Annotated in this window: 8 protein-coding genes; 1 reads left to right on the forward strand and 7 read right to left on the reverse strand. The window is 39.6% G+C overall.

Translation table 11 applies throughout. From position 1 onward, the window contains the following. Positions 1-369: 369 nt before the first annotated feature. From BM207_RS16775 to BM207_RS16795, 5 genes are all read right to left on the reverse strand, one after another. Entirely contained in the window at positions 370-2,028 is a 1,659-nt protein-coding gene (locus BM207_RS16775) for a TlpA family protein disulfide reductase (RefSeq protein ID WP_177217153.1), read from the reverse strand. A gap of 10 nt (positions 2,029-2,038) precedes the next feature. Beyond that, entirely contained in the window at positions 2,039-3,400 is a 1,362-nt protein-coding gene (locus BM207_RS16780) for a RagB/SusD family nutrient uptake outer membrane protein (RefSeq protein WP_090997101.1), read from the reverse strand. Positions 3,401-3,423: 23 nt separating this feature from the next. After that, entirely contained in the window at positions 3,424-6,924 is a 3,501-nt protein-coding gene (locus tag BM207_RS16785; protein WP_090997104.1) for a SusC/RagA family TonB-linked outer membrane protein, read from the reverse strand. Positions 6,925-7,074: 150 nt separating this feature from the next. Continuing rightward, a complete protein-coding gene (locus BM207_RS16790) occupies positions 7,075-8,211 on the reverse strand; it encodes a FecR family protein (protein ID WP_090997106.1) in 1,137 nt (378 codons plus the stop codon). Positions 8,212-8,334: 123 nt separating this feature from the next. Continuing rightward, positions 8,335-8,913: an RNA polymerase sigma factor gene (locus BM207_RS16795; RefSeq protein ID WP_090997109.1), complete on the reverse strand. Its 579-nt coding sequence runs from the start codon at positions 8,911-8,913 to the stop codon at positions 8,335-8,337. 170 nt (positions 8,914-9,083) lie between these two features. Between BM207_RS16795 and BM207_RS16800 the strand changes: the two genes are divergently transcribed. Next, positions 9,084-9,548: a helix-turn-helix domain-containing protein gene (locus tag BM207_RS16800; RefSeq protein WP_177217154.1), complete on the forward strand. Its 465-nt coding sequence runs from the start codon at positions 9,084-9,086 to the stop codon at positions 9,546-9,548. Here BM207_RS16800 and BM207_RS16805 read toward each other — a convergent pair. Both BM207_RS16805 and BM207_RS16810 read right to left on the reverse strand, forming a co-directional pair. Continuing rightward, complete coding sequence (locus tag BM207_RS16805; RefSeq protein WP_090997396.1) at positions 9,545-10,333, reverse strand: inositol monophosphatase family protein; 789 nt, start codon at positions 10,331-10,333, stop codon at positions 9,545-9,547. The two genes, BM207_RS16800 and BM207_RS16805, sit on opposite strands and share 4 nt — an antisense overlap. 8 nt (positions 10,334-10,341) lie before the next feature. Next, a complete protein-coding gene (locus BM207_RS16810; RefSeq protein WP_090997115.1) occupies positions 10,342-11,496 on the reverse strand; it encodes a prolipoprotein diacylglyceryl transferase in 1,155 nt (384 codons plus the stop codon). Between the last annotated feature and the right edge of the window lie 19 nt (positions 11,497-11,515).

Raw genomic sequence — 11,515 nt, forward strand, 5'->3', positions numbered from 1 at the left:
CTGCCGTGGTTTGGCCGTTCTACCAGCCATACTTACAGATCTCCCAGGGTAAGGATCATTCGCTTTCCGTTCATCTAACCGCTGCATCTACGTATCCACATTTCGTACAGTATGGGGCTTTTGTTTCTTTTGCAACATCGCCCATGTGGCACCGCCTTGGTATGCAGTTCCTGTCCGTCGGTCCAAACTTTTGCCGCCAGCTTCCTTCAGATTCGCAGTCGCCCACGACACCCTTGCTCTTGGCTAATACTTCCTACTGTAAAGGCGTATTCGGGACTTTCACCCTATAGCGCATACCCATGCCTGGCGCACCAAACGGAGGTCACCATCCGGTAAACCTCCATTTAATTAACTAATTAACCTAAATTTTCATCTTTTTGTACCAGTAGGCGATGGTAAATTCTTAATCTCTTTATTATATAACTCAAGAAAGTTAGAACGAAAGGTTTCGTAATTATTTGCCTGACTTCCTATGTCAAATGAGATTATTTTACCATGTTCATCAAGAAACATTGTTTTCGGATAGCCAAAAATTTCGTAATAACTGATCCAAAATTCCTTATCCTTGTCTCTCAAATTTAGACTGAGGATTGAGCTATTTGAATATTCATCAATTCTTGATTTCCATAATGTCTGGTCCTTGTCTATAGATACGGCAATTAATTGATAACCAAGATCCTTGGTCTCCTGATAAAGTGGAAAGAGGTATTGTTGAAAATAAGTTTTACTGAAGTGGCATGAACTGAAATAAAAGTATAATAAAGTGGGTTTACCTAAGATGTTTTTCTTAGTATAATTCATACCATCAAGTCCTACCATATTGACCTGTTGAATAACTTCACCTACGATGTTAGATCTTTCGAGACTTTGAATTCTATCTTTCCAAGGCGAAGTTTTCGTTGCTGCTAAAAATTTATGTATATAGTTCTCTTTATTAGGCAGCCGCTGTAGATGATTAGATAGATAACTTGCACGTAACCGGTCGGCAACTTCCTCTCTGTATTCACGCTTTACTATTTCAAGAAACGACTTGTTTTCCCAAATAGCAGTAAGAATGCAACTTTCCAAAGCCATATCTAAAAAAGATGCAGACACTAACTGGGTATTAAGTAAAAAATCCTTTTCAGCAATATCGCGAATAATACGCTGAACACGATTCCTATAAAGAACCTGGTCATTGGCATTAAATTGTCCCTCCACAGTTTCATGGTGAAAATTGCGATAGGTAGAAAGTCCTGCACCATAGAAGTCACATAAAATCTTAGCTTTAAGCAGATCGCACTGTTCGGAGCTGAGGTGTTCAGAAAAACTATCAATAATTTCAAGTTGGGAATTTACAACGCGCTCTGGATGTTCAAGATAGCTTAAATGATAATCCAGAATCTCCTTTCCCGGCTCTAATACAGTTAAGCGAAAGCCAAACTTATCTTTGAATTCAGCCATTTTAGCTATACTTTCTGGCCTTGAAAACATTTTGGCACTTTTAGATGTGACCACCATCCGGGGCGATACAAAACGTTGACGTTGTTGCTCTCGGTTGACAGCATATTGAGCCTCATAAAAGGAGGAATTTTTACCTTCAAACAAGACGTCCAATAAGCTCATATTTATACTTATTTTCAGACTGTCGCCTGGCAAGACGAGGTAGTTATCCAATACCGGATGTTCTTTAATTTTTAAGCTAAAATATCCAACGACATCACTTAATGGTATTTCAGTGGAAAACTTTTTGACCTTTGGATTCGTCACTCCATCAAACCACTCTCCCGGTACTGGATCAATAGTCTTTTCAACTCTTAAGAAGGAACTATTTGGGTCTATATAATATGGCGTAATTACTAATTGAATGGGCCCTAGGGAGTCAGGACTATTGATTTCGCCATAAATGATCGCTGTATTTTGTTTTTTTGCTTTTTGATCATTAAACACGCTAGTCTGTTTATTTTTAACCTGCGCTTTAATTTGGCTTCCTGTACCCAAATTTATGGAAACAAAGAAATATATAAATAAGATTAGTTTGGCTTTCATATCATTAAGATTATCTAACATTTTGTTGCATTGGATTCAAATTCATTTCTGTTGGGGGAATCATGAAGGTATATCGGGAACTACCTGGCTCAAGCGTGCCGTCAGCTATATTGAAATTTCTTCTCAGCGTTACAGCAAGTTCGGGATAAAGGTTGTGTCTTTTTAAATCTAGCCAGCGGATACCTCTATACAGTAACTCTTTTCTTCTTTCTAATACTATCTTTTTTAACAAGTTGGATCCAGTGAGACCAACAATCTTTGTAAATCCAGATTCCATTCTATTTTCCAACAAGTAATTAATTGCTTCCAATGCCTCATTTTCTTTTCCAACCCTAAATGCACTTTCTGCCAGATTCAGCACGACTTCATCGGTAGCAATTCCTCCAAAATGGTAGTAATCTCCCGTATAGTTGCCCCGAAAATTAAATTTTCCAATTGTACCGGACGGTATGAAGAAATACTTAATTCTTTGGTCCTTATTGTCGTATAAATTTACAAGCTCCGGGTTTACCACATTCTCTGCATCAGACGTTCCAGTGTAAGTAAACTGCCTTTGATGAAAGATGACTTCAGAATTAAAGGTCTTAAACGAATAAGGGAGATTTGAATTTAGGCTCTTATAATCCATCAAGGTCTTATCAATTTCCAAAGTCCTTTTTGAGTACTCATAGGCATTACTATAATCATGCATGGTCAAATAGACCCTTCCCAGCATAGCCAAAGAGGACCATTTGGACGGCCTTGTTTGGATCTTTGATTTATTTGACAGGAATTGGACACCATACTCCAAATCATCGATGATCTGTTTAAAACTGTCATCCATACTAGATCGCACTATTTTTACATTCACATCAGAAGTTAAACGGACAGGAATTCCCAACTGGCCATTTTTTGAGGGGTCAAAAGGCTCTGCAAAATGCATGAGTATTTCAAAATGTCCCATTGCTCTGTAAAATCTCGCCGAGGCTTCTAGTTCCTTTTTACGAATATCTTCAAATTGATTTTTCGTGGTATAGTTCTTCAGTCCATCCAATACTACATTTGCATAAAACACTTTCCTATATGGAAAATCCCAATTGACATCCTCAATATCAGGCCTATTTACATTTTTTTTCCAAAAATAAGTCGCGCTAGGCTCAAACTCGAGTCCTTGCAATAACCCTTCACCAAATACGTGGTCATCGGAGCTTATGGATCCATTAATAGGATAGGAATTCATTCCCCTATGTTCTGCATCTAGCAGTCCTTGAAAATCGTCGAGTGACGACGGTACAACTAGACTTTTATTGGGTTTGACATCTAAGTAATCGGTGCAAGATTGCATCAGAAATCCTATCAATGTCAATAAGACTAATAAATATTGATTTTTCATATATTATTTTCTAGTATAATTTTTTATAATGAAGCCCTCAAGCCGATTGATGCTGAAAACACAGAGCGGTTTAGCAGATAGTCAGGATCTTTTACCTTATCGCTCGCTTTCCATATAATCCCCAAATTATTGAAATAGCAGTATGTTTCAAATGATTTGAATACTGAACGTTTGGCACCTTTTTGTGTTAACTGATAAGATAACCTCACATCCTGTAAACGGATATGATCTCCTTTTTCAACCGTTGCATTGCTACTCAGGTAAAAACCTGTTCTATAAGCATCTACAACTCCGGGATCAGACGGAATTTGTGTTCGCAATTCATCACCGGGTTTTTGCCATCTACGTTCGTAATCCGCATGGCTAAATGCCCCCCTGTTTACCTCATCAAACATTACGGTAGGTCTTCTGAAATAATACCCCAATCTATACGAAATATTGGCAGAAAGGCTCCACCCTTTAAAACTGACCGTATTCCGAATAGCTCCAAACTTTGTTGGCCGTCCACTGCCATGGAAAATAATATTTTCGGGCGTGGCTTCATTGTAAATAGCCGCATAGTCACTGCTTGCTTTGCCATCCACTACGCCTAGGGGAGCCCCATTGCCCGGGTCTAGCCCTGCAAATGGGAAACTAAAAATTGAAAACAAGGGCTTACCGATAGCTGGCGTGGGTAAATCCGGTGTATAACTGATCAGTTGCGTCGCCGTTGGATTATTTTTAATCGCCCTTACTTTCTCCTCTACGGTGCTTAGAAAGAGAGATGTTTCCCATCTTACCTTACCATTGCTGTTGATGGAATTTAGCACGATGTCCCATCCTTTAGTATGAGTTGAAGCGTAATTCAGAGTAGCACTAGTAAATCCAGAAGAAGGAAACATAGGAGTCTCGCCTAGTAGATCCAATCCCAGCTTTTCATAATATTCTACAGATCCAAATATTCTCGACTTCAATATTGCAAAGTCCAATCCTGCATTTGTTATTTTTATTCGCTCCCATCTGAGTTCAGGATTGGGTGGTGTTAGTATGCCCAGAACGGGAAGCTGGGTGAAAAAATTTTGTTGACTTCTGGCAGTCGTCAGGGCGGTTGCATTGAGATTCGTATTTCCGTTATACCCGTAACTCAGTCTTAGTTTTATAAGGTTCACGAAATCTGACGTCAGAAATGCCTCTTCAGACATAATCCAACCTAAACCCGCTGACCAAAGAGGTACTCCTTTTTGGTTTGGATTTACACCAAACAAATTTGAAGCATCTCTTCTCGCACTTGCATTGAGTAAATAACGTCCTTTATAACCGTATCCGAAATTCCCGAAGTAAGAGACATATCGATTATTTATTCCATTAAACTTATCTAAAAAGGGAATATTTGTTGCCCTTCCCGTTGCTAGATTAATTCTTCTTGTTAAATAGTCAACCGGGGCTGATGTTCCATTTTCATGGTTGTAGCCATAGGACCCCACCTCACTGCTTTCGCTCTTATAATCTTTTATTTCTCCGCCAGTAAACACGTTAAAACTATGAGCTTCCCAATCTCTCTTATAGTTTAGCTGACCCCTTAAATTATGGCTAAGTGCGTTACTAAAATTTTGTTCCAATATCCCACCAATCGGCACATGATGAACTAATGACCCATTTGATAAAATTTCGGTCAAGCTATTGATTCGATTTCTTGCTTCATACGATTCTACTGGATTATGAACAGAACCATTTCCACGATTGGTCCAATATTGATAATTTGTCGAAAAGTCCAGTCCATCAAATAATTTATAATTGATTTCGGTAAACAGTCTTAAATCATTGCTACGGTATTCAGAGGGGCTGAGTCCGATTTCCTCAAGCGGCACATAATTCCAATCCAAGGCTACCTTACCAATCATACCCTCCTTAAATCTCACACTATAGTCTCGGTATACGGGAAGAGGGTTGCCATACTCATCTGCTAGTCTGTCATATGGGCTAAGATTTGAAACATTGGGTGCTGCTTGATAGCTATTAGACCGAACCAGATACGCGCCAATTCCTAATTGTAATCTATCATTAAAGACTTTCCAGTTTTGTTTGGTCGACATCGTAATACGAGAATTATCTGTGGCAAACTGAGACCCTTGATTTTTATCCCAACCAGCACTTACTTGATAAGAGTATTTCTGAGTACCTCCGACTACATTGAGCGCATATTGCTGGTTCATCGAGGAACGTGTCAAATACTTTTCTCTATCCAGTCGTAAATCTGAATTTCGGAAAGTCAAAATCCTTTCGTCTAGTTCCTGCTGAGTGATTCGCCCTTGTTTAAAGGCATAATAAGCCTCAGCCAGAGGGTTTACAAGAGGATTTCTAATATTGGTTAACTGGCTATTAAAATACCCCTTGTTATAAAGGTCAATCTGTTTGTCAATTAAAGAGTTAATTGACATCGTTGGATAATAAAAAAGATCAGGTTTTTGATTTAACGTGATATTAGACGTTAGGTTCACGATAGCACCTTGATTATATTTTCCCTTTTTGGTTGTAATTACGACAACCCCATTTCCTGCTCTCGCACCCCAAATTGAAGCTGCAGCGGCATCTTTTAACACCGTTATGCTTTCAACATCATTGGGGTTAATACTAGAAAGTGTCCCGTCGTAGGCTAGATTATCCACTACGATTAGGGGTTGACTGGATGAGATCAATGTAGCGGTTCCACGAATGGACATACTCTCGCCATTGGGGTTAGCGAAACTAGAAAGATCACGGTTAAAAATTAAACCAGGAGTTACATCTTGAAGTCGGTCTATTATATTTGTTGAAACACGTCGATCTATTAATTCCTGATTGATTCCTACAAACGAACCTGTCGCTCTCTCTTTAGGCAGTTCCTGATATCCCGTATTATAAGTAACCTCAACCTCCGCAAGTTTGCCCGGATTTACCTTCAGAACCACGATTCCTATATCCTCTTTCACTGGTATCTTACGTGTAAGGTAGCCGATATAGGAAACCTCTAGCATGGCATCCTCTGGAATATTCTTTAGCGAAAATTCACCATCACTTCCCGTTTGCGCTTGTCCACCAAGCCGCTTTCCAGCAGCATCTAACACACGTATAGAAGCACCTGCCAAAGGTGTACCCAGAGAATCGGTAACCTTCCCCTTTACATCAATTGCCTGGATTCTGCTCAACAGGTTTTCGAAAAATGATCGCTCTTTCTCCCTTACTGTGACCGTTTTTTTATTAATTACATAGGTTAGCGACCGGCTATTGAAAATCTCGTCCAGTGCCTCAGTGATGCTTACCTCTTTAACATTGATGGTAACAGGGTTTGCATTTTTTAAGATTGCGACATCGTACACAAAATCATATCCGCTTTGTAAACGAATTTCTTTTAAAATTACCTTTAAGGGTACATTTGCTTTATGCAGGCTAATCTTTTGCGCAAAACCCGAAGCGCTTACCTGCATAATAACAGCCATTAATATAACGGTGGTTAGTCGCATAATTAGCCAAATTTTATGGATAAAACTGGTATTAAAATTGTACATTAGTGTTTAGTTTGGTTTTTAACAGGAGCCGCTAGGATCTCAACTCTTTGGCAACTGCTAGTTAATTGTTGATTAATTCAATGACGATATCAAACTTTTCCGGGAGTGTTAGTGCATTCCCGGGTTTTTTCGCCTCTTAGTTTAGTATAGCTATTTAGTCACCACAATCCTCCTTCCTTGTATTTTGAAGTTTACCTTTCCGGTTGATTCCAAAGGCTTAAGAACTTCTGATATATTTTCATATCTGGATACTGATCCAGCGAACTTGCTTTTGGGAATTTCTCCTTGATATTCAACCTCCACATCATACCATCGGGAAACCATTCGCATGATGTAGGTAATATCAACTTCCTCAAAAAAGAATTTATTGTTTTTCCAGGCAATAACGGGCTCGATATCAATTTTACTGACCTTGAGATCATTGGACACTACAGTCCCCTGTTCATTTGGCTTTAATATAACTTGTTGATTATTGACAGTTCTTAGTCTTACGCTTCCTTCTACTAAAGTGGTTTTGATTGAGGGTTCGTTTATGTACGCATTCACGTTAAAATGAGTACCTAATACCTCTACTTCCTGAGCAGTTGTTTTCACAATGAAAGGATGGGCTTTATCCTTAGCTACTTCAAAATATCCTTCACCTGTTAAAGTAACCTGCCTTTGATCAAGCTTGGCAAAACTGGTAGGATATTTTAAAGAGGATTCTGCATTTAAAAACACGAGGGTACCATCAGGCAAACGCACCTGAAACTGTTCCCCCCGTGTAGTTGACAAGGTGTTATATTGGACTGCATCATTGCGAGGCGACAAAGGCGACGAAGCAATCTCATAGATGATTTGTCCGTCGGCTGTTTTGGAAATACTCACACCTGATTCCTCGGCAAGCTTTCCTGCCTTTTCATCAGAAACGTATATTTTTTGACCATTTGCCAACGTTAACGTGGCACCATTTTTTCCTGGAGCAATATCATTGGCGTAAACAGCTACTGATTTTGTATCGCTTGTTTGCGATCGATAGTAAAAATATCCCCCTGAAATTACGGCAATAACCACAGCTGCCGCAGCTGCCCATCTAGGCCACAGTTTTGCAGTCCTACGTTCAATTTTTGGAGGCACGATGCTTTCCCACATCTGCGTGCTGATTTCCTCAAGTTCTTCCGCCATATGCCCGGCATCATCATCCTGGTGGAGCTGATGTAGCCAATATTTAGCCACAGCCTCATCATCGGCATTCCCCTGTCCTGTACTCACACGCTCCAAAATGGATCTAATATCTTGCTTTTTCATCGGTTGTTTGGTGAATTCAACAACAAAGACGTTTGTGAAAAGCAAACTGGGTACAATAAAAAATAGATAGTTAATTATTTTGCAGTAAAATAATGCAAAATACTGATATAGAATTACATAATTTTACCGATTCAATACAAAGAGAATGAAAACAACTATTCCAAGTCTGGTTTTCAAGTGCTTCATTGCCCGCTTGAGCTGGGTTGAAACGGTATGTTCTGAAAGTTCTAATTGTGCTGCGATCTGTTTGGTTGTCAGATACTGCATCCGCTTCAATTCATAAATCTCCCGCATTCGGGCAGGCATGCCAGCAATCTCCCGCTTTATTAACTCTGCAATATCCTTTTCGCGAATCAGATAGTCTGTTTGGTTGGAATCTACCTCAATGTGATAATCGCCGCTATCTACATACTGACGGATTATGTCCCGATGTCGGTAGATATCGAACACCCTATTTAGAACCGATTTGTACAAATAACCAGAAAGTGTGGTTTTCAGGACAAAAGTATCCCGATTGTTCAGTAGCCATGCAAACACATCTTGAACCACATCCATTGCTTCCTCACGGTTGCGCAGTTTTTTATAGGCGTACAGGTACAGCAACTTATCATATCGAAGATAAATCTCCCTAAAGGCCGCATCATCTCCCGACCGCAGTAATACTGCCAGCTCTTGATCCATGATGTTCTGATAGCCTAGCATTGGTTGATCTATTTAAGGGAATATTAATTTTTCTCGCCAATAATAACTAATAAAATAGCAAATAAAGAATTCGAAGATCTAGGACCCAATCAAGCAAAATGACCCGAAATAAAACAATCTTACTAATAGCTAGAGATTTTTCCTTAAATTACATAAGCTTAACTAAAAATATGAAAGAAATAAACTTTGGCGAGAACTTACGGAGAATTCGCAACATGAAAGAAGTGAGCCAAAATTATGTGGCATCAAAAATAGGAATGAACCAATCTACCTACTCGAAGATGGAAAATAGTCCGCTAATTCCCAATGCAGAAATCGTAAAAGCCTCGGCCGCTGCATTACAAACGACCGTAGATGAACTCCTCTCTGACGACCTTCGCTTGCTTGACATAGCAGAAAAGCACAAAGCCAAAGTTGACATTTATTCGATCATCGCAATTTTGTTTGCCATTGGGGCGGGTATTATTTGCGCAAACCCTACGTGGACCGTTTTGACAGCCTTTTGCGAGAAAGTGGGCATTACCGGAATCTTTGGAAGGACGATTAGCGTGATTGGAGGGTTTGTGCCTTTGATTCTCTTTGTCAAAGCGGCTAGGAAAATAACGAAGCGTTATGCGGCGATTATTGGCAGTTAAAAATATTTCTTAATCGTTTCTAAGATCTCTCCTGTGACCTTAGCATTGGTTGCCAATATTTCTCTGGTTTCTAAGAAATTTTCACCCCCAGCGAAATTCAAAACGGTTCCACCCGCTTGTTGCACAAGGTATGCACCCGCTGCAACGTCATAGGAGTTTAAGTTATATTCAAAATAGCCGTCAAACCGGCCGCAGGCAACATAGGCCAAATCCACCGCCGCAGAACCTATTCTTCTCAGACCGTGACACTTCTGCATCATATCCGTAAATAGTTGTATGTACTGTGGCTGCTTGTCGAATTGATAATAAGGAAAGCCTGTCGCTAAAAGACTTTGCGCAAGATTTTCGTTAGTCGAAACCCGGATTTCTTTATTATTAAGATAGGCTGCCCCTCCTTGATAAGTCGAAAACATCTCCCCTCTATTTATCTCATAAACCACCCCAATCACGGGCCTGTCGCCCTCATATAAAGCAATACTGATGGAATAAGTGGGAATACCGTGGATAAAATTAGTGGTACCATCGAGTGGGTCGATAATCCAAGTAAAAGGTTTACCAATCACATTAATCGTTTCTTCCTCGGTAATAAATCCTGCGTCGGGTAGTATCTTCTTTAAATTCCTAACAAGCTGCTTTTCTGCCTGCTTATCTACATAAGAAACCAAGTCATTTAAGCCCTTATATTCAATAGAACTGGTATCAAAAGCCATTGCTTCTTTACGAATGAAGTTACCCGTTAAGCGCGCAATAGCAATTACTTTTGAGCATAATAATTCATAATTTATCATACCTATTAATAATTAGTGAGCTTCTCTTTGTTCTTAATTGAAAAAATAACAAGTATTAGCCCGCAGATAAACAATAAACTAGAAATTAATTCAGCTTGGGTAAAAGAAATGCCTGCAACAGTATATTTTGAGTTAACCCGAATTAATTCCACAAAGAAACGTTCTAATCCATTAAACATTAAATAAATACCAAACATCATTCCAGGCAACTTAATACGGTGGCGAATCTTCCAAAGGACTAAAAATATCAGGAAAGCGGCAATAACTTCATATATCGGCGTAGGATACACTGGTTGCGGTAATACATTGCAAAATTTACCAACACAGTTCGCAATAGGCACGCCCTCATTCGCTACGTTGTTTGGATATGTATATGCCCAAAGCCAGTCTGGCAACCAGCTGAACGGCTTAGGGTTTAAGTTTACAATACCCCAATCTCCATCACCCGATAAATGACAACCGATTCTGCCTACACTGTAAGCCAGCATCATCCCTGGCCCGCCAATATCTAGCATATTCAAGGGCTTTATGCCATTTTTACGGGCGATATAGAGTACCGCAGCACCACCGCAAATTAAGCCTCCATAAAATGTTAAACCACTGAAAGATAGTAAACCACCAATTGGATCCTGTATAAAGGTGTCCCAATGTTCTAAGTTATCGAATATCTTAGCGCCTAAAAAACCCCAAACCGCTGCCCAAACAATGAGGGTGCTCATTAACTCGTGCGGACGAACGGTTACCGCTATTGTTTTTGGTTTAGGTAATTTTGTTTTCTCTTTTTCTTTATATTCCCAATAGGCGAACAGAGCCGCTAAAGCTAATCCGCCTAATAAATTGCCTTTCCCAGAGAGTAAAACCGTTTGAGAATCGCTTACAAAAAGTTTATAATTTAGGAGGGCGTATATTAATTTATAACCTACCAAAAAGCCGAAAAATGCATTTGTTGCTAAACTTAGCATACTTGCAGGTTCTCCGATAACTACCTTCCTCGTAGTCGGTTTGATAATTCCCAAGGCTTCTTTTCTTTTTGCTTCCTGAGAAAAGGCCCAGTATCCCGCCACAAAAGCGAGCGCAACGAAAACACCGAAAGTATTAAAGGGTAAAGGCAGATCGATACCGAAGAGATAGTTTAGAAAGTGCGAAACGGTTGGGAACATAGTATAATTTTATAAGCGA

The sequence above is a fragment of the Pedobacter insulae genome, assembly GCF_900113525.1.
Lineage (GTDB): Bacteria > Bacteroidota > Bacteroidia > Sphingobacteriales > Sphingobacteriaceae > Pedobacter > Pedobacter insulae.

Coding starts and splice junctions, on each gene's coding strand:
- BM207_RS16775 (WP_177217153.1), bottom strand. CDS start 2,028: ATGAAAGCCAAACTAATCTTATTTATATATTTCTTTGTTTCCATAAAT.
- BM207_RS16780 (WP_090997101.1), bottom strand. CDS start 3,400: ATGAAAAATCAATATTTATTAGTCTTATTGACATTGATAGGATTTCTG.
- BM207_RS16785 (WP_090997104.1), bottom strand. CDS start 6,924: ATGTACAATTTTAATACCAGTTTTATCCATAAAATTTGGCTAATTATG.
- BM207_RS16790 (WP_090997106.1), bottom strand. CDS start 8,211: ATGAAAAAGCAAGATATTAGATCCATTTTGGAGCGTGTGAGTACAGGA.
- BM207_RS16795 (WP_090997109.1), bottom strand. CDS start 8,913: ATGCTAGGCTATCAGAACATCATGGATCAAGAGCTGGCAGTATTACTG.
- BM207_RS16800 (WP_177217154.1), top strand. CDS start 9,084: ATGAAAGAAATAAACTTTGGCGAGAACTTACGGAGAATTCGCAACATG.
- BM207_RS16810 (WP_090997115.1), bottom strand. CDS start 11,496: ATGTTCCCAACCGTTTCGCACTTTCTAAACTATCTCTTCGGTATCGAT.